This window comes from Draconibacterium sp., from assembly GCF_041583095.1.
In the GTDB taxonomy this organism is placed as follows: Bacteria; Bacteroidota; Bacteroidia; order Bacteroidales; family Prolixibacteraceae; genus Draconibacterium.
Window position 1 is genome coordinate 1 of record NZ_JBFHGM010000003.1, and the last position, 21,081, is coordinate 21,081.

The 21,081-nt window shown below is 40.1% G+C and carries 16 protein-coding genes; all 16 read left to right on the top strand.

Annotated elements, in window-relative coordinates; translation table 11 throughout:
* Positions 1-1,288, top strand: a 1,288-nt coding sequence (locus tag ABZB17_RS00360; protein WP_372647318.1) for a glutaminase domain-containing protein, incomplete at its 5' end; no start/stop codon positions are given.
* A 73-nt stretch (positions 1,289-1,361) separates the two neighbouring features.
* Positions 1,362-2,483 (top strand): glycoside hydrolase family 43 protein, encoded by a 1,122-nt coding sequence (locus ABZB17_RS00365; RefSeq protein WP_372647319.1) that lies wholly within the window; start codon positions 1,362-1,364, stop codon positions 2,481-2,483.
* An 89-nt stretch (positions 2,484-2,572) separates the two neighbouring features.
* A complete protein-coding gene (locus tag ABZB17_RS00370; RefSeq protein WP_372647320.1) occupies positions 2,573-3,868 on the top strand; it encodes a Gfo/Idh/MocA family protein in 1,296 nt (431 codons plus the stop codon).
* Positions 3,869-3,921: 53 nt separating this feature from the next.
* Positions 3,922-4,728 (top strand): ThuA domain-containing protein, encoded by an 807-nt coding sequence (locus ABZB17_RS00375; protein WP_372647321.1) that lies wholly within the window; start codon positions 3,922-3,924, stop codon positions 4,726-4,728.
* A 274-nt stretch (positions 4,729-5,002) separates the two neighbouring features.
* On the top strand, positions 5,003-6,568 hold the full coding sequence (locus ABZB17_RS00380) for a family 43 glycosylhydrolase (protein WP_372647322.1): 1,566 nt from the start codon (positions 5,003-5,005) through the stop codon (positions 6,566-6,568).
* Between the two features lie 19 nt (positions 6,569-6,587).
* A complete protein-coding gene (locus ABZB17_RS00385) occupies positions 6,588-7,982 on the top strand; it encodes a glycoside hydrolase family 27 protein (RefSeq protein ID WP_372647323.1) in 1,395 nt (464 codons plus the stop codon).
* Between the two features lie 10 nt (positions 7,983-7,992).
* Complete coding sequence (locus ABZB17_RS00390) at positions 7,993-9,477, top strand: DJ-1/PfpI family protein (protein ID WP_372647324.1); 1,485 nt, start codon at positions 7,993-7,995, stop codon at positions 9,475-9,477.
* Between the two features lie 256 nt (positions 9,478-9,733).
* Positions 9,734-12,862, top strand: coding sequence for a SusC/RagA family TonB-linked outer membrane protein (locus ABZB17_RS00395; RefSeq protein ID WP_372647325.1), 3,129 nt, complete (start codon positions 9,734-9,736; stop codon positions 12,860-12,862).
* A gap of 17 nt (positions 12,863-12,879) precedes the next feature.
* A complete protein-coding gene (locus ABZB17_RS00400) occupies positions 12,880-14,631 on the top strand; it encodes a RagB/SusD family nutrient uptake outer membrane protein (RefSeq protein WP_372647326.1) in 1,752 nt (583 codons plus the stop codon).
* A 17-nt stretch (positions 14,632-14,648) separates the two neighbouring features.
* Entirely contained in the window at positions 14,649-15,320 is a 672-nt protein-coding gene (locus ABZB17_RS00405) for a DUF3823 domain-containing protein (RefSeq protein ID WP_372647327.1), read from the top strand.
* A gap of 179 nt (positions 15,321-15,499) precedes the next feature.
* Positions 15,500-16,135, top strand: coding sequence for a GntR family transcriptional regulator (locus tag ABZB17_RS00410; RefSeq protein WP_372647328.1), 636 nt, complete (start codon positions 15,500-15,502; stop codon positions 16,133-16,135).
* Between the two features lie 20 nt (positions 16,136-16,155).
* Positions 16,156-17,451: an MFS transporter gene (locus ABZB17_RS00415; protein ID WP_372647329.1), complete on the top strand. Its 1,296-nt coding sequence runs from the start codon at positions 16,156-16,158 to the stop codon at positions 17,449-17,451.
* On the top strand, positions 17,444-18,556 hold the full coding sequence (locus tag ABZB17_RS00420) for a hypothetical protein (protein WP_372647330.1): 1,113 nt from the start codon (positions 17,444-17,446) through the stop codon (positions 18,554-18,556). The genes ABZB17_RS00415 and ABZB17_RS00420 overlap by 8 nt, the downstream gene beginning before the upstream one ends.
* A gap of 8 nt (positions 18,557-18,564) precedes the next feature.
* Positions 18,565-19,428, top strand: coding sequence for a sugar phosphate isomerase/epimerase family protein (locus tag ABZB17_RS00425; RefSeq protein ID WP_372647331.1), 864 nt, complete (start codon positions 18,565-18,567; stop codon positions 19,426-19,428).
* 170 nt (positions 19,429-19,598) lie between these two features.
* On the top strand, positions 19,599-20,063 hold the full coding sequence (locus tag ABZB17_RS00430) for an RpiB/LacA/LacB family sugar-phosphate isomerase (protein ID WP_372647332.1): 465 nt from the start codon (positions 19,599-19,601) through the stop codon (positions 20,061-20,063).
* Positions 20,064-20,075: 12 nt separating this feature from the next.
* The gene (locus ABZB17_RS00435) at positions 20,076-21,080 is read left to right on the top strand and encodes a dihydroxyacetone kinase subunit DhaK (RefSeq protein WP_372647333.1); all 1,005 of its coding nucleotides are present in this window, start codon (positions 20,076-20,078) and stop codon (positions 21,078-21,080) included.
* The last annotated feature ends 1 nt before the right edge of the window (position 21,081 follow it).

Below are 21,081 nucleotides of genomic sequence, written 5' to 3' on the forward strand. Positions count from 1 at the left end.
TACCATACCTGTAACTGTTAAAGCTACCGGTAAAACTGAAAAACATATTATGCTGGCTTACGACGATATTTTTTCCGTTGAATATTTCGGTAAGCGACTGGAAGGATATTGGAAAAAGAAATTCAAAAATATGGATCAACTTCTTATGACTGCAGAACTAGAGTACACTGCCATAAAAAAGCGTTGTGATGCATATGACCTGAAATTAAATGCTGAAGCTGAAAGTGTAGGCGGAAAAGAATACGCCACTATTTGTGCACTAGCTTATAGACAGAGTGTGGCAGCACATAAAGTTGTAAAAGATGAAAACGAAGAGCCATTATGTTTTTCAAAAGAGAATTTCAGTAACGGTTCAATGGGAACAGTTGATGTATTTTATCCGGCAGCCCCAATCTTCTTATACCTCAATCCTGATTTAATTAAGGCACAAACAACACCAATATTTGAATATGCTGAATCTGGACGCTGGCCCTGGCCATACGCCCCTCATGATATAGGTAAATACCCATTGGGTAACGGACAAAAATATGGTGGTGGCGAGAAAACTGAAGATCGTCAGATGCCTGTGGAGGAATGTGGTAATATGCTGATTTTAACAGCTGCTATTTCTAAAACAGAAAACGACGCAAGTTATGCAAAAAAATATTGGGATACCATTACCAAGTGGGCCGAATACCTCAGTGAGAAAGGATTCGACCCGGATAATCAGCTTTGTACAGATGATTTCGCCGGTCATCTGGCACATAATGCGAATCTTTCGGTTAAAGCTATTATGGGACTCGCATCCTATTCTTTGCTTTGTGAAATGCAGGGAATGAAAATTGAGGCTGACAATTATATGAAACAAGCACAGGAAATGGTTCAGAAATGGATGAAAGCAGCCGATGATGGAGATCACTACCGTTTGGCATTTGATGCAGAAGGAAGTTGGTCGCAAAAATATAATATGGTGTGGGACGATATGCTGGGGTTTCACATTTTTCCTGAGGAAGTAGAAAACAAAGAGATTGCCTATTATCTTAAAGTTCAGAACCGTTATGGATTACCCCTTGATAACCGCGATAGTTACACCAAACTTGACTGGATATTGTGGACTGCCTCACTGGCTAATTCTCAAGAAGAATTCAAACAACTGGTGAAACCGGTTTATCGTTTTCTGAACGAAACTCCCGAACGGGTCCCCATGACTGATTGGTACTATACCAAAACCGGTGAATGGCGTGGTTTTATTGCCAGATCAGTAGTGGGAGGAGTATATATGGAATTACTGAAAGAGAAATTGAAATAAGTGGATGCTTTGTCTTAATTGATTAATTGTCAACTAATAAGGAAGCATATAACCTATTAAAAATTGTAAAAATATGAATAATGTAAGAAAAGCTCTAACCATTTTTCTGTTGATTGCAGTTTGGGGCTGCAACAAACCTAAGCAAACTTTCGAATACCAAAATCCCATTTCAAATGGAATTGACGAAAATGGATTGCGAGATTGCCAGGTGATACGCGATGGGGAATGGTGGTATTTAACCGGAACATCGTATCCACACTGGAGTCGCCAGGAAATAGATGGTAACCTAAACAAAGGTGTGGTTCTGTATAAATCGAGAGACCTGTTAAACTGGCAGTTTGTTGATTATGTGGTAAAACGCCCTGAAATAGACAAGTGGTATCACCGCCGATTCTGGGCACCTGAGATTCAGAAAATTGGTGGAAAATATTTTGCTCTGTTCAATTGCATAAATGATTCTTTGGGTTACATTGGCCAGCACCCTGGGTACGCGGTGGCCGATAATATTGAAGGACCGTATTCTGTGGTAACCAAAGAAAAGCCACTTTGCAATGGCAACGATCTTACTTTTTTTGAAGATGACGATGGCAAAGTTTGGGCATTCTGGAACCGTGGCCGCGAATTTGGAATTGGCTTTGCCCAAATCGATTTGGAAAAAGCAACTTTTTTAACCGAACCACAATCGGCGATTCAACCGGCTAAAGTTGATTACGAATACGATGATAATGGAGAAGTAGTAAAAACTCCAGGGTACGATGGGCGACCGATACCCAAAGTTGCAAAATATCACGACTGGGATGCTATTGGAATTGAGGGGGCTTATGTAATTAAGAACAATAAAACCTATTACCTTTTCTATTCAAGCTGGACTCGTGGTTACGAAATTGGATACGCCACTGCACCACAAATTACCGGGCCATGGACAAAACACCCCGGTAATCCGTTTTATGGAGCAATGAGTAAGCAGGCATGCAAAAAGAATGGTTTTGAATGGGAGGGAAATCCTGACAATCCGTTTAACCAGGTTGGGCATAACGAAATATTTAAGGGACCTGACGGTCGTTATTGGCTCTCGTGCCATGGAATTGGAGAAGATGGAATTCCTAAGTTGGTAATTGATCCGTTAGAGTTTGATATGGATGGTAACATATTCTCTAACGGACCAACTTACACTAAACAGGTGATATCTTATTAGTGCGAAAATAAGGGATGAGGATATTTTGATTATATTTTTTTAGTTCGAATATCCTGTGTTCAAGATAAACTTAAATAAAATGAACTAAGATGAAAGAATTCTCAAGAAGAAGATTTATTCAAAGCTCTTTGGTTGGAGTAGCAGGATTGACACTTCAACCATGGAGTAAAGCATTGGCTATGGGAGCCAACGATACTATTCGAATTGGATTTATTGGGCTTGGTCAACAAGCAATGAATCTGCTAAACGGTTTCAGTAAAATTCGAGGGGTTGAAATTGTTGCAGGTGCCGATGTATACGGAATTAAAAGAGATCGTTTTGAATTAAAAGTCAACGAATTTTATAAATCGAGAAATGAAAAGGTTGATGTAAAAACGTATAAAGATTATCGGGAAATATTAGACCGTAAGGATATCGATGCGGTTGTAATTGCAACACCCGATCATTGGCATGCACTAATTGCAATAGATGCCTGTAATGCCGGTAAGGATATTTATCAGGAGAAACCAATTACATATACGATAAAAGAGAGTATTTTGGTGGCAGCAGCTGTTCGCCGAAACAATATTATTTTTGCTACAGGTAGTCAGCAACGTTCCGATAGCAATTATCAGCATGCTGTAAATATGGTTCACCGCGAGGAAATTGGAAAATTGAAGAAAGTGAATGCATTCGTTGGGCCGGGACCAGCTGTTTACGATTTGCCTGAAGAGCAAATTCCTGCCGATTTGGATTGGAAACAATGGTTGGGACCAATGCCTTACGTGCATTACAACTCAAAACTAAATCCTCCTATTACAATCAACCCTCCAACAAAGGAAACTTTCTGGGCGAGATGGCGATACTACAAAGGACTTGGTGGTGGTTTTACTTGTGACTGGGGAGCACACAATTTCGACATTGGCCAGTGGGGACTAAAGAAAGATCATAGTGGCCCTGTTGAAGTTATCCCTCCTGGATATAAAGACACAAAATTCCTTACGTATGTGTATGATAGGGGAATTACAATGACCAACGAAGCTTATGATGAAAAAAATACCAGGGGTGTAAAATTTTGGGGAGAAGATGGTTGGATCGAAGTTAGTCGCGGAAGTATAGCTGCCTCAGATCCTTCGTTATTACCAGAAAAAGATGAAGTAGAAGCCGGCCTGTATGAAAAAAGCTCAGGACACTTAGAAAATTTCATTAATGCTGTAAGGGCCAGAATTGATCCAATCGTTCCGGTGGAGGTTGGACAAAGAACTGCCGCCTGCAGTATTCTCGGAAATGTTGCTTATGAATTAAATCGGCCAGTTGCCTGGTCGCCTGAAGAACAGTATTTCATTAATGATTCGGAAGCCGAGAAATTCTATCATCGTGAGTATGAGAATGGATATAAATTATAGAATCTATTTTGATTCTTTGGAAACTCAACTTTATAACAACTAAATTTAATATAATGAAATCTTTGTCGAGAAGATATTTTGTAAAATCAACAATGGCAGCCGCAACTGGACTGTTGTTAATGCCTAATGAAGTTTTTGCAAGATCAAAAGAGTTGCTTACACCAAGTTTAAAAGGGAAAAAAGTACTTTATGTGTATGGTGGATGGAAAGGACATGAGCCTGCCCAATCGGTCGATTTATTTGTGCCCTGGCTAAAGTCGGAAGGTGCAGAAGTGACTGTTTCTGACACACTTGACTCATATTTGAATGAGGAGCTTATGAACTCACTCGATTTAATCATTCAAATATGGACGATGGGAACCATTACAAAAGAACAGGAAAAGGCATTGTTAGCTGCTGTTAAAAGAGGAGTTGGTTTAGCAGGCTGGCACGGTGGAATTGGAGATTCATTCCGAAATAATGTGGCATACCAGTTTATGGTTGGTGGGCAATGGGTAGCTCATCCCGGAGGTGTAATCGACTATTCGGTTCAGATCACAAATCATAAAGATCCGATTACTAAAGGGATGAAAGATTTTTCCATGCACTCCGAACAATATTATATGCATGTTGATCCAAATGTAAAAGTACTTGCCACTACTGAATTTACAGGCGAGCATGCATCCTGGATTGATAAATGTGTTATGCCGGTGGTTTGGAAAAAATATTATGGAGAAGGTCGTGTATTTTATTCATCATTAGGTCACGTAATGTCTGACTTTAAAGAAGAGCCACTGGCAATACAAAAACGAGGAATACGTTGGGCAGCAGAAAGTAAACATCATCCAAAAGAAGAGTGGAAAAGTCCTGTTTACAAATAGAATTGGGAACATCTATAATTTACGACCAAATAATATTATCGAAATTTTCTTGGGAGTCGAAATTTTCTTATAATATGGAGGTGGATTTTATAGGACTAGCGTAGCAATTGGATGTATAAAAGTGCCCCTTGCTCAATTTCCTGTTATTGAAAAGCAATTGAAATAAATTTGTAATTATAATTTGCTGATTGTACAATAAGAATAATCTTTTGTACAATCAGCAAAAGCTGTTTTTGATTTGGTCGGTACTTTTAAGTTGTAAAACTGAAACATTATGCGACTAAACCAATTAAGTTCATTAATTCTACTGTTGGTAACCCTGGTTTTTTATAAGGCAAGCGCACAGACTGATAACCGGACTCAGCAGGTATTTTCAGAAAAACAACCTATTGCCGATCAAGGCAACGGTTACTACCTTAATCCTATAATTCCAGGGAACTATGGCGATCCGTCATTGGTAAGGATCAAAGACGATTATTATTTGGCATTTAGTCGCGGAGATGGTTTTATTATTTGGCACTCGCGCGATATGGTAAACTGGGAACCGATTTGCAGACATACTCTTCCAAAAGGTTTTAATAGGGTTTGGGCAGTCGATCTGCAATATTTTGATGATCGGTTTCATTTGTACATGCCTGTTCAGAATTTTCCGGGAAAAGAAATAAGAGGCTTTGGTAATTTTGTAGTTAGTGCAGAAAATGCCGAAGGCCCCTGGAGCGAACCAATCGATATCGAAATTCCGGTACCTGACGATGAGGCCTGGAGTGGGATTGACCCCGGATTTATTCAAACACCTGAAGGTGAAAAGTATCTATATGTTAATCATGGTTATGTAGTGAAATTAAACGATGAAGGCAATAAAGCTGTTTCTTCTCCTGAACTTGTTTACGACGGATGGCAATATCCGGAAGACTGGAACGTAGAATGCATGTGCCTCGAAAGTCCGAAATTGTTTCGAAAGGACAAGTTTTACTATTTAGTATCAGCGGAAGGTGGAACATCTGGTCCATCGACGGCACATATGACAGTTGTCGCACGTTCAGAGTCACCTACCGGTCCTTGGGTAAATTCACCATACAATCCTTTGGTTCACACGTATAGACAAGATGAAAAGTGGTGGCACCAGGGACACGGGACAATTTTTGAAGCCACTGACGGCTCTTGGTGGACAGTTTATCATGGGCGATTAAATGGTTATACCGAGTTAGGTCGAAGTTGTTTGCTACTTCCCGTTGAATGGACAGACGATGGATGGCCTATGGTTAAAAATAGTTTGAATGCTGCCGATCTGCTTCCATTGCCTAAGGGCGAAAATGTTGGACATGGCTTGGCTTTATCAGACGATTTTAATTCTGAAATTCCGGGGATACAATGGAGTATTGGACATGATGTGGCTGAGCATTTACAATTTGGAAATGGAAAACTAATCATGAACGCAACCGGTAATTCAATTCGCGAAGGAACCTCAATTACAGTTGGGGCAGTCAATGCATCCTTCGAGGTAACCGTTGAAGTAGATGTGAACGATGAGAATACACTGGCAGGCATTGCTCTTGGCTACGATGGAATACAAACTGACGGAAGTCAATCTACTTTCTCAGAAGCACCCGAATGGCGAAAACGCGATGCTGAAATTCCAGTGAAAAATGATGGTCGGGTATTCATGAAAATCAAAAATTTTAGAAAAGATCTTTCTTTCTACGTTAGTGACGATGGTAAAAACTGGCAATCGTTTGGCAAAGGTTTGCGCCAGCACGAAAGTTACAACATACGTTTATTTGCATTTGGTAATGGAACCGTTGTTTTTCAAAATTTTACCTACCGCGGACTGGAAGATTAACCAATTAAATTAATAATTGATGAATTCATTATTTCGATTAGTACTTGCTGTATTTTTTATCGGACAAACATTCTGTTCCATTGGTCAGAATCATCATGAATGGGCACCAAAACCTCCTATGGGATGGAATAGTTACGATGCCTACCATGGTGCAATTACCGAAAAGCAATTTAAACAATGCGTTGATGTTCTGGCTGAAAAATACCTGCCAAAAGGTTACGATCATGCTATAATAGATTTTTGCTGGTTTAATCCCGGACCTGAAGGTTGGGATCCCGATAATTGGAAAACTTTTCTTATTTCTCAGGAATGGAACGAGGATGGCACTTATTCACCAGAACTGACAATGGATGAATACGGGCGTTTGCTTCCTTCTCCAAATCGATTTCCTTCTGCAAAAGAGAATGGATTTAGAGCTATTGCCGATTATGTGCATTCAAAAGGGATGAAATTTGGAATTCATATTATCAGAGGCATACCGCGGCAAGCCGTTGCAGAGAACACTTCAATAATGGGAACGAATTATCATGCCAGCGATATTATACATTATGCACCTCGCTCCTGGACAAATACGATGCACATGGTTGATATTAATAAACCCGGGGCACAGGAATATTACAATTCAATCTTTAAAATGTATGCAGAATGGGGTGTCGATTATATCAAGGCAGATGATATGATGAAGCCATTTTATCATGCCGGTGAAATTGAGATGATGCACAAAGCGATACTCAACAGTGGTCGCTCTATGGTATTGAGTTTATCCTGGGGAGAAGCACAGCTTTCCTATGTCGATCATTTGGTGGAGAATGCCAACCTTTGGCGCATTTCAAAGGATTTTTGGGATCGCTGGGAGGATATAGAACGCATGTTTGATCTTACCTCACATTGGGTGCCTTTTATTGGCGGTGGAACCTGGCCAGATGCTGACATGCTTCCGATTGGTAATCTATGCTTGTCTGGCTACCCGAATGGAAACAAACCGGAACATTTGACCAACTTAACAGATCACGAAATCCGTTTGATGATGACGCTTTGGAGCATTGCACGTTCTCCACTGATGTGGGGTGGAGATCCGGTTTCGACACCAAAAGAATACGAGAAATTCCTGTTAAACGAAGAAATATTGGAAGTGAATCAAAACAGTGAAAACAATCACCAGGTTTTCATCGGAAAAGAATCGCGCGTATGGATCGCTGATGTACCAGGAACCAAAAACAAATATTTGGCATTATTTAATCTTAGTGCAGAAGAACAGGAGGTTGTGTTCGATTTCTTTTGGGAAAAATTGCAGGGAGAATATCAGCGAAGAGATTTATGGCTTAAAGAAGATATTGACAAGGTGAGCAATAAAATTACTCAACTATTGCCTCCACATAGTGCAAAAATTTATCGTTTAACTAAAATTGATTAATCTGAACTCAATGAAGTACTTATATTTTACGGTAATATTTCTTTTATACTTGAGCTTAAATACCATAGCACAGGAACCAAAGTTACTAATGGTAGTACCGCCGGACAAGTTTCATGATACCGAGTTTTCAGATCCAATGTTAGCTCTTGATTCGGCTCAAATTGATGTGATAATATCCAGTCTGAAAGTTGGTAATATTGGTGGTGTTATGGGAGACACCATTCAGGCTACTTTGTTATTAAATGAGGTGAAGGTCGACGAATTTGATGGAATTTGTATAATGGGAGGCAAAGGTACCGGGCAGTATCTTTGGGATAATGAATTAGTTAATAAACTCATTTATGAATTTGAGGAAAGAGACAAGCTTGTTACTGCAATTTGTGCAGGAGCAGTTTCACTGGCACGAGCTGGAGTTCTTAAAGGTGTAACCGCCACAACATACCCGGTAAAGGGCTTTGTTTGTCAGCTTGAAGAAAACGGTGCTATTTATTCTACCGACTCAGTTGTTGTTGACGAAAATATAATAACGGCAAACGGACCGGCCGGTGCACGTTCATTTGGTCGCGTTCTGGTATCGAAACTTAATAATGCGAAAATAGCGGGTTATTTATTTGCCCACATGACCAAAGAAGATTACGGCCATTTATATTATTCTATTTCGGAAGATGGTTTGAACTGGACTTTACTAAATGATGGGAAACGTATCGACGAGGCTTATCGCGGTCATCCGGATATTTGCAAGGGACACGATGGCCGGTACTATCAGATTGGTGTAGAAGAAAACACTGGTCGCCCTAAACTTTGGAGTTCGGATGATCTGCTGAAATGGAAAGAGGAGATGGATTTACCACGTGAGGTATTTGAGAAGAATCTTGGACACAAAGCTAATGCTTCATGGTATGGCGCCCCTAAAATGTTTTACGATGAAGCTTCATCAAAGTATATTATTACATGGCATTGTCCTAAAGAAGGAATTGCACGTGAAGATGCGGCAAATTACTGGTGCAGTATGCGAACTTTTTTTGTGACAACTTATGACTTCAAATCATTCAGCCCGGCAAAACGTCTGTTCGATTTCGAAATGGGGACGATTGATGTCATCATTCGAAAAGAGGGCGAATTGTATTATGCCATAATTAAAGATGAATGTGAAGCCACCGAGTTCTGGCCCACGGGCAAAAGTATCCGAATTTGTGTATCTGAAAAACTTGAAGGCCCTTATTCTTACCCGGGCGGAAAAGTATCGCCAAGTTACCGCGAAGCACCGACTGTAATTCACAAAAAGGATGGAGGTTGGCTGATGTATTTCGAGCAATACCCGGGCATACAATATGAAGCGGCGCAGGCACCTTCGCTGATGGGGCCGTGGTGCGATGTTTATACCATGAAAACTAAAATTCCGGTAGAGTGTCGGCATGGTTGTATGATTTCACTGGATAAAACACAGTTTGATGCAATTATGAAAAAATTTGTCATCCACACAAATATAAAATAGATCTTCTCTCTCAAAAAAGATCTATTGGTGCTTCTCTATAGGTTCCGATCATAAAATCGTAAAAGTACTGATTTCCAGAAAAGATGCATACCCAATTCTTTTTATGTATTCGGGAAGCTCCCTCAATATTATTCTTTCACGCTCGACGAATGAATCGGTATGTTACACAACATGATAATGTATAAAGTATATTGTATACAAAATATAGTATATTAGCAATCGTTATGATCTAATATCAATTCTAAAACGTAAACTTATGATGCAAAAGCTATTAACTTTATTAGGCTTTTTTGTACTGTTTGTTATGAGTGCTAATGCACAAAATCAAACGGTGAAAGGGATGGTGATGGGTGAAGACCAAATGCCACTCCCTGGGGTTTCTATAGTGATAGACGGTACAACAAAAGGGACTATTTCAAATGTGGATGGTAGTTACGAGCTCTCTGGTGTACAACCGGAAGACAAGTTGAAATTTACCTTTATTGGTATGTTATCTCAAACCATTCCGGTCGAAGGAAACAGTGTTCTCAACGTTACCTTAAAGCCGGATATTGTTGGTTTGGAAGAGGTGATGGTAGTGGGTTACGGCACCCAGAAGAAAGTTGATGTTACGGGATCGGTATCAACTGTAAAAACAGAGGAACTGACTACCGTGCCAACTCCAACTATTGCGCAATCAATTGCAGGAAGGGCGACTGGTGTTTTTGTGAAAACGAAAAATGCTCAACCTGGAGATTACAATGGGATTTCTTACAGTATTCGGGGCTTTGGAGATGCATTATTGATAATTGATGGTATGCCAGCTACGAATGAAGAATTTTTATTGCTCGATCCAAATGATATTGAAGAATTCAACGTTCTAAAGGATGCTGCCACTGCAGCTGTTTATGGTGCAAGGGCTGGTAACGGAGTAATCCTTGTAAAAACTAAGAGAGGTAAAATACAGGATGCTAAGTTTAGTTACACCGGCAACTATGGCGTGCAAAAACTTACCATGCTTCCACACGCCGTAAGTTCATGGGAAAATGCCCAGTTCGAAAATGTGGCTCGACAAAATGCAGGACTTGATCCTTTATGGACAATGGACGACATAAACAAATTTAAAGCAGGAAATGATCCTGCATATCCAAATACCGACTGGTGGGATCTGACATTAAGAAATTTTGCCCCACAAACACAACATAATATTAGTGTAAGAGGTGGCTCCGAAAAGGTGAAGTACTTTGTTTCCGGAGGTTATTACTATCAGGAGAGTCTTTATGAGTCGAATGATCTCAAAAACAAGAAATTAAATTTAAGATCGAATCTGGATATTTCACTGGCTAAAAATCTTGATTTGGGTATCGACATTGCGTTATTGGAAAACGATTATATTGGTCCCAGCTGGGATATGGAAAACCGGAATGGGCATCTGGGAATAATGATGTTACTATATAGGTCACGTCCTCAATATCCGGGAGAATATCCTGATCCAACCAAATACCCTGCAATGGGTAATGACGACCTCAACCCGGTTTCGGCTACAAAAATTGATCATGTTGGTTATTACAAATGGAACCAGTTAACGGCCGATACCAAATTTTCTCTTTCTTATAAGCTTCCATATGGTTTCTCCATTAAAGCCAATTATAATTACAAGAAATTATACCGTCGCGATAAACGAAAAGAAAATCTGGCACCTGCTTATTGGTTTGATTATGATGCAGAGGGTAATATCGTATATCATAATCACAGAAATTTCAATAAATACAATTGGTTGGATGAAAGAAGTACACAATCATCTGCTTTAAACCAGCAGTACATTCTAAATTGGAATAAGGAATTTGGTGATCATCGCATTAACGCTCTTGCTGTTTATGAACGTCTATCAAGCCAGGGTGATTGGTTTAATGCCAATAGAATTCGTTATGAATTTGATATTGATTACCTGTTCGCGGGGCCTGATTTGGATAAATCAAACGATGGCCGTGGATGGCAGGATGGCCGGATTGGTCAGATCTTTAGTTTAGATTACAGTTTAAAAGATAAATATCTGTTAGGATTTAATGTTCGTCGCGACGGTTCTCCTAAATTTCCTTCGGATACACGTTGGGGTATTTTCCCATCTGTTTCAGCAGGTTGGAGAATATCAGAAGAGGGATTCATAAAAGACAATATATCGGCACTTAGCAACTTAAAACTTCGTGCTTCGTGGGGTAAACTTGGTTACGACAATACGGGTAATTACCAATACCTGTCGACTTACTCAATCAAACCGGCCGAGGTTATGATCGGTGGTGTTGTTCGCTCCGGTATAAATGCTGATAATATCCCGAACTACAGTATTACCTGGGAGAAAATGACAACTTCAAATATTGGTATTGACTACGGATTTTTTGATAATCGACTGAGTGGTGCGATTGATGTATTTTACAGAAAAAGAACCGATGTACTGGGAGACAGACAAGTTTCTCTCCCCGATATTGTTGGTGCAACATTATCTCAGGAAAACATTGAGGAATACAGTGACCGCGGAATTGAGTTTTCTGCCGAGTACATTCAGAATTTTGGTGAATTGAAACTTACACTGGGTGGTAACATTTCCTATACCCGCGAGAAGGTTGAGTATGTCGACCAGCCGGTTTACGCTTCAGAAGAAGATTTTCGCAGAAATAACCGGATAGGTGAATGGTCCGACACCCGGTGGGGATATAAGGCTGATGGCGTATTTACTTCTCAGGAAGAGATTGACAACTGGGCTGTAATTGATGGCAGAAACAATGCTACAATAAATGTTGGTGATGTCAAGATTATCGATTACAACGAAGACGGTGTTATTAATTCGTACGACAACGTCATTATTGGTAGGGGAACTTCACCTGATATCATTTATGGTATCTACACAGCTGCGTCATGGAATGGCTTCGATTTTAATATGCTTTGGCAGGGAGCTGGTTTGTTTGATTTACACTACGGTGGAAGTAATGACCTTAGCCAACCTTTCAGAGGAGGAAACGCACCATTTAAAGAAATGTATGATGATTCCTATATACCCGAAAATGAGTGGGGAATGCCAAGCAATACCGTGTCAGACCCTATATTCCCTAATTTTTATTGGCCCGGTTACTCAACTCAAAATACCAATAAGAATACAAGTTTTTGGTATAAAAATGGATCATATATCCGCCTAAAATCTATCGAATTAGGATATAACCTGCCTAAGCCCTTATTGAGCAAGGTTGGTATTGATAACCTGAAAGTTTACGCATCCGGATACAACGTTTTGACTTTCTCAGCACTTGATTTCTTAGATCCGGAAACAGAAAAAAATAATGGGGGAGTAGATGCGGCATTAAATTATCCTTTAACGAAAACCTATAGTTTCGGTGTAATTCTGGACTTTTAATACTAAACGATACAACAATGAAAAATAAAATATTCAGAATATTAATTATAGTATTTGTACTCGGAGCATTTAGCTGCGAAGACGTGCTAGACCGCACTCCATTAGATAAAATTTCAGATAGTGACGTGTGGGAAGATGAGTCTTTAATGATGGGATATGTAATTGATTTATATAGCCGTTTCCCGTCTTTTGCCTATGTTGATTACTTCCAATATTGTGATGAAGCAACCGGAAGTAGCGGAAACAGCAATGCAATTACAAATGGTACAATGTCGAAAAGTAATGTGCCGAATGATTTGCAATACTGGGATTATGAATATATCAGAGACTTAAATGTATTTCTTGAAGAAGCACCGGCGTCACCAATCTCTGAGAATGCAAAACAGCAAATGCTGGGCGAGGTGACAGCCATGCGTGCTACCGCTTATTTTGAAATGGCCAAACGTTATGGCGGGGTTCCACTAATCACTGAGGTGATTGATCCCTACGGAGCTATCTCGGATGATCTTAAAAAAAGAAATACGGAAGAAGAGATCTACGATTTTGTCGATCAGGAATATACAAACGCTGTTAATTTGCTGGGAAATACAACAAGCCAGAATCCTACGGCAAGAATAAATAAATGGACCGCCCTGGCCTTGCAAGCTCGTGCTAATTTGTGGGCTGCATCAATTGCAAAATTTGGTTTGGTACAACTTGATGGTCTTGTAGGTGTTCCGGCCGGTAGAGCCAACGATTTTTATGGCAAAGCTTCAGCAGCTGCCACTCAGGTGATCAATTCAGAAGTATATTCGTTATACAAGGGCAAATCAGACAAAGCTCAAAATCATCAATACATTTTCCTGGATGAAGGCAATAGTGAAGTAATGTTTGCCAAAGAGTATAACGGAGTAGAAGTAAGCCAAAACTGGGATCACTGGAAAGCACCTGCCAGATTTGCAAGTGGCCAGGGATCAAGGTGTAATCCAACTCTTGACTTTATTCTAGCTTTTGAAAATGTAGATGGATCTCAAGTTGATTATACTCAGTTCTTTAATGAGAATTATCTTTACAATGACGGCTGGGATATCTTTAAAGACAAAGATCCTCGCTTGTATGCCACTGTTTTATTCCAGGGTGTACCATTTGTAAACGATGTTATGCAAACCTATGAGGGAATAGATGTAGGTGAGACACCAGATCCTGCTAATATTGTCAACAATCCTAGCTTAAGTTACAATGGCGTAAAACAAGTTGGTGTTGATTCCAGGTTAGTTGTTGGTGATGACAAAACAACTAACTCAGGATTCCTTGTACGCAAATGGTGTGATGAACCAAATCTTCCCGTGCCGGCCAACCAAAGCCAAGTGGATTGGACCATCATGCGCTTGGCAGAAATGTATCTGACCAAAGCGGAAGCAGAGTTCCAGCTAAATAATAAAGCGGCAGCTGCAACAGCACTAAATGCTACACGCGAAAGGGCAGGAATTAGTTTGGTTGATCAAAACTCTATTACCTGGGAAAAGATTAAAACGGAATGGATGGCAGAATTTGCGTTCGAAAACAAACGTTTCTGGGATTTAAGACGATGGAGAACAGCTGATCAGGTTCTTAATCACCAATTCAAGGGATTAAGAATAATATGGCACTACGACTCAAATAAATACTATTTTCTGCCACTTAATGCTGAACAGTTTAACAGGGTTTTTAGGCAAGAACATTATTATTTGCCAATAACCAATTCAATGCTTAATAATAATCCACTGTTGATTCAGAATCCTTTGTACTAATTGTAAAATCTGTAGATATGAAAATGAAAAATATAAAATTGTTAGTATTGGTCATGGTCACCTTTTTAATGATTAAGTGTGATTATGAGGTAACTGATTTCGGGCTAAACGGCGCGATCAAAGGAACCATTAAAGATGATAGTGGAACTCCTGTTTATGCTGATGCCAGCAGCAATAATTTGATAGTCAAATTGCTTGGTGAAGGAGATGCACAAGCCTTGGAAATTCGCGTAAATGGGGAAGGTGAATATCAGAATACAAAAGTATTTCCCAAAAAATATGAAGTATGGATGGAAGGTCCGATTGTTGAAAGTACACCCGTAACCATTGATTTTAGTAACGAGTCTGAAATAATGCAAGACTTTATAGTTTCTCCGTTTATTTCTCCAAAAATTAGTGGTGGTTCAGGAAGCGGTTCCAGTATTTCTGTAAATTATTCAATTGTACCAAATGCTGGAAATAGCATTAAAAAAATGGAAGTTTATTGCAGTACGGTTCCATATCCTACCGCAGCAATCGGATCTCGTACAAACGTGTATTTTACCAAGACTGTCGCGTTATCTATAGCTTCAGGAAGTATATCCATTGATGGATTGGAAACTGGTACTCATTACTACATTCGAATTGGTGCTCAGGCGGATGGAGCGTCCGTAATGAATTATAGCAATCAAATGGAGGTAGATCTTTAGTTAGTTTAGTTAACATCAATCTCTTCCGGGTTTTTACCCGGAGGAGGTTTTGTCTAATAAACATGTCCTTCCATCATGTTTCGGGAATGTGTTCTTTCAGTGAAATTTCAAGTTTGTTACAGCATGAATGTAATTTAAAATTGTAATTTTGATTTTTGTATACAAAAATTATTTTGAAAATGATAATAGAAACCAAAGACCTGAGTTACGAAGTTTATAAGAGACTGAAAGCAATGATTCTTGCTGATGAATTCAAACAAGGCGAGAAGTTGAAACAGGAAAAAATTGCCCAAATGTTTGGCGTAAGTCGAATGCCACTGCACAAGGCATTTCAGATGCTGGAGAATGAAATGTTGGTGGAGAGTCTTCCCCGGCGGGGCTTTTATGTTACCACAATTGATAAAGCAAAATTAATTGATGCGTTCGAATGCCGGGAAGCACTGGAAGGTGTCGCCGTTCGGAGAGCAACGGATAATGTGACCAAGGCTGACTTGAACTATTTGAGATCACTCTTTGAACCTTTTGTTGGACAGAATAATGTTGATGAAATGAAATACGTTGAATCCGATCACGAATTTCATCGTTTTATTCTGAAAGCCAGTGAGAATCAAATACTGGGTCGGATGGAAATCATAAATAACATCATCGCACAAACCCTTAGGAGTGGTTTGATTCGGGGACCCAAAGAGACACTCGACGAACACCTGGGGATTATCAAGGCAATGGAAAAACGCGATGGTATTGAAGCAGAACGACTGATGCGCGAACATTCACGTAAAAGTTGCGAAAAAGTTAAACAGTGGTTGAAAAAATAACTCATTTTACCTTTAAACTTATGAAAAAAACGCTGGTACCTCAACGATTTATTCTCGTTGCCTTTACCTTCCTTATTTCGGTTTTAATGTACGTCGATCGTGCTTGCATAGGTGCTGCCAAAGGTAGTGTAAGCGACGATTTTGGCCTTAGCAATATTCAGTGGGCTTGGGTAATGGCAGCCTTTACTTTAGGCTATGCACTCATGCAAACACCATCAGGAAAATTGGCTGATAAAAAGGGAGCTCGTATAGTAATGAGTGGAATTATAACGCTTTGGTCGATTTTAACAGCATTAACGGGGGCTGTCTGGAATTTTATATCAATGGTAGTTATTCGTTTCCTTTTTGGTGCTGGTGAAGCGGGTGCATTTCCAACGCTATCGAAAGTGGTTTATAAATGGTTTCCGGTAAAAGAGCGCGGTATTATTCAAGGGATTAACTTCTCAGGCTCGCGGATCGGTGGAGCTGTTGCTTATCCGATAGTTGTAGCTTTAATTGCTTTGCTGGGATGGAGAGGAAGCTTTTTTATTTTTGGTGCTGTAGGCCTCTTATTTGCTACTGCCTGGTGGTTTTATTTTCGAAACTCGCCCGAAGAATCAAGATTAGTTGGTGAAGAAGAAAAACAATATATTCTTAAAACCCGCCAACAAGATGAGTCGGTAAAAAAAGTGTCATTAAGCTTTGTTAAAACACTGCAATCGAAAAATATGTTGCTGGCCATGGTACAGTATATTGGCAGCAACTTCACTTTTTATTTTACGCTTACCTGGATGTTCCCTTATTTAAAGGAAGCCATGCAAAGTTCCGGCACTGCAGCCAGTTTCTGGGCAATGGCTCCTTTAATTGGTGGCGCAATCGGTAACTGGGTTTCAGGAATTTTGGTGGATAAGATTTACAAGTCGGGAAACCTGAAGCTATCGCGGAGATTACCTGCAATTATAGGTTTTGCGCTTGCCGCTATTGGCGTAATTTTGATGACAAATGCAACATCCGATATCTGTAAAGTGCTGTTTTTAACACTGGCGATTTTTGGCGCCGATATGACTTTAAGTCCGTCGTGGGCTTTCTGTATTGATATTGGTAAAGAAAATGCGGGTGCCGTATCAGGAACAATGAATATGGCCGGGAACCTTGGGGCTTTTACCTCGATTTTGGCATTTGGGTACCTGGCCGATGGATTGATCCGTTCGGGTGTCGATCCAAAAAATGCACTGGCGGGTAACGATATGTTTTTTTACATCTGTGCCGGTCTGAGCATACTTTCAATTATCGCATGGTTATTAATGAATCCGGAAAAAGAAATAGGAAATGAATAGAATTAATAAGTTCATAAAAATAACAATTGTTACTGCAATTGCATTCGTAACGGGTTGTACTCAAACACAAGAACAAGTTCATAAAACATCTGTATCCATTCAGGATAACATGTTTTTGATAAACGGTGAGCCTACCTATAAAGGTATTTACTGGAATGGGAATAAAATAGAAGGCCTTCTGATGAACTCCAGAATGGTGCAGGGAATTTTTGATGACGAAAACCCTGAAACCCGTTTGTTATGGAAATACCCTGATACGGAAGAGTGGAGCCCGGATAGAAATACCGACGAGTTTATAGCTGCCATGCCTGCCTGGAAAGAACATGGTTTGCTTGCCTTTACGCTAAACCTTCAGGGAGGAAGCCCGACGGGCTACGGTAATAAAGGATGGAAAAACACCGCATTCGATGAAAACGGAGAATTGAAACCTGCTTATTTTGCCCGACTCGAAAAAATTCTGAATAAAGCTGACGAACTTGGTATGGTGTGCATACTGGGTTACTTCTATTTTGGGCAAGACGAGTTTCTTAACGACGAAGCAGCTATAATTAATGCTACCAACCTGACAACCGACTGGCTCCTGGATAAGGGGTACAGAAATGTACTGGTAGAGGTAAATAATGAATGCAATATAAAAGCTTATGATCACGATATTCTAAAAGAAGATCGTATTCACGAATTGATAGATCTGGTAAAATCAAAAACAAAGAATGGTTTTAGCCTGCTGACCAGTACAAGTTATGGCGGAAATTACATACCACTATCCAACGTCGTTAAATCAGCCGATTTTATTCTTATTCATGGAAATGGGGTGGAGGATCCCGCACGAATAAGAGAGATGGTTCAGCAAACGAGGGAAGTTGAAGGTTACCGTGAAATGCCGGTTCTTTTTAATGAAGACGATCATTACGCATACGATGCTACCGATTACAATATGAAAGCTGCTGTTGAGTCTTATGCTTCGTGGGGATATTTTGACTTTAGGAGGAAGGATGAAACTGATATTTCAATTGGATATCAATCTGTTCCGGTCGATTGGAGAATTAACTCAGAACGTAAACTGCAGTTTTTTGAAAAGCTTAAAGAAATAACAACGGGTAATTAATAAATTAAATGAAATTAGCATTAAACACCCTCGTTTACGAGGTAGGAAACAAAGGTCCTGAAGAATCATTGCGTTCAGCAGCCAAATACGGTTTTAAGTATATCGAATACGCCGGAATCCGCAAGGGAAATCCGCAAACCATGACTGCTGAGCAAAAACGCGAAGCTATAAGAATAGTAAAAGATAACGACATTCACAGCACCCAAATGCTGCTGGTGGCTACAAAAGACAGTGCACACCCTGATTCCAAAAAACGCGATGCCGTTTTCGATTATATGAAAACCTGTGCCGAGTTTCAGATGGAATTGGGTGGTCGTCAGTTGCTGGTATGCTGGGGCGGTGGATTATACGAGTTAGGTGTAACTCCCGAACAATCATGGTTGTATATGCTCGAGAATGTAGGCCGATTTGCTGAATGGTGTTTAGATAAAAATCTGTTGGTTGGTATTGAGCTCGATCCGCATGTTTATTTTATATGTAACAATACCTACAAATTGGCAAAAGCAATTGAAGATATTGGTCTGCCAAATATGTATCCCAATATCGATGTTGGGCACCTCGTTATTACCCGTGAAGAACCGTCGCAACTTGAAAAACTGAAAAACCGAATGATTCATGTCCACCTTAGTGAAACAGAAAGCTTTGCTCATACCAACAGCATCCTAGGCACCGGAGCTGTTCCTTTCCGCCAGTACGTTGATAAATGCATTGAACTGGGAATTGAAGAAAACTGTGCAAAATTGGGAGAACCTTGTGTGGCAGGTATCGAAATGGGTAGTGAAGCAAGCGGAGGATTTGTTGAAAACCCGGATTACTGGGTAGAAGAAAGCCTTAAGTTTTTGGAAAAAGAACTACCTCACGTTACAAGGTAGGCTTAATTTTTTTTGCCATACATTGTATACAGTATGTCGTATGCATGTTGTGAGTATGAAATTCGAATAATAAAAAATACGGTCAGGAAACGGATATAAAGCAAAGTTTATAGGAGATTAAAGTAGTGTACGTTTCGTGAATTACCATTAAAACAAACAATTTTTGACGTATGAAAATTTGTATAGATTGCGACGATGCAGCAGTAAATCTAAAAAGAGTTCTTTTTGATTATCTTAAAGAGAAAGGGGTAGACATAACCGACCTGGATTATTCGGCAAGTAAAGAAAATTCACTTTATCCTGAAATTGGATACAATTTAGCCAAACAGATTCAGTTGGGAAACTTCGACCGAGGAATAAGCATTTGTGGTACAGGCCTTGGAATGGCAATGATTGCTAACAAAGTGGAAGGTGTATTTGCAGGAACATGTCACGATGTATTTTCTGCAGAACGCCTGCGAAAAAGTAACGATGCGCAGATTATTACTATGGGAGAACGGGTTATCGGTCCCGAATTGGCAAAAAAAATAATTGATGCTTGGTTAGGTTCCGAATTTGATGGCGGAGGATCCACTCCCAAAGTTGCTCAAATGCGCGATTTGGAGAAAGAATCATTTCATCCCAAAAATCAATAACATTATATAATCATGCAAAAATTTGTAAACGATCCGTCGAAAGTGGTAGACGAAATGCTGGAGGCCTATGTGAAGGTACATTCCGACCTGGTTGCCACAACCGATAACGAACGAGTAATAAAATATAAAGATGCACCCATACAAGGAAAAGTTGGCATTGTAACCGGAGGAGGCTCGGGGCATAAACCTGCCTTTGTGGGTTATGTTGGCCGAAATATGGTTGATGCAGTTGCCTGTGGCGAGATTTTCTCGTCGCCACCGGCACAAATGTTTTACGATGCCATAAAGGCCGCCGATGGTGGCAAGGGGGTGGCCATTTTGTATGGAAATTATGCCGGTGATAATATGAACGTTACCATGGCGATGGATGAAGCCGAAGACGATGACATCCTGGTAAAAAAAGTTGTGGCCAACGACGATGTTCCATCGGCACCCAAAGGGCAGGAAGAAAAACGCAGAGGCGTAGCCGGCGAAATTTTAATGTGGAAAGTGGGTGGAGCCAAAGCCGCCATGGGCGGATCGCTTGACGAAGTTATTGCCGTGGCACAAAAAGCCATTAACAATACCCGAAGCATGGGAATTGGTTTGGCACCTTGCGCCATTCCAGAGGTTGGTCACCCGAACTTTACCATTGAAGAGGGCAAAATGGAAGTTGGAATTGGTCACCACGGCGAACCAGGCATTGAGGTGTGCAATCTGGAACCTTCTGCAAAAGTGGCTCAGCGGTTTTGCGATGTAATTTTACCCGATTTGCCTTTTGCCAATGGCGACGAAGTGGTTGTATTGATCTCAGGTCTTGGATCAACTCCGGTAATGGAGCAATACATTGTTTACAACGATGTGGCCAAAATTCTGGAAGAAAAAGGAATTAAAGTTTACATTTCGTATGTGGGTAACTACTTTACATCGCTGGAAATGGCCGGAGTAACCTGTACATTAATGAAATTAGATGATGAGTTAAAGGCTTGCATGGATTACGAATGTGACTCAGTAGGTATGCGTCAGTTTCAACGATAAA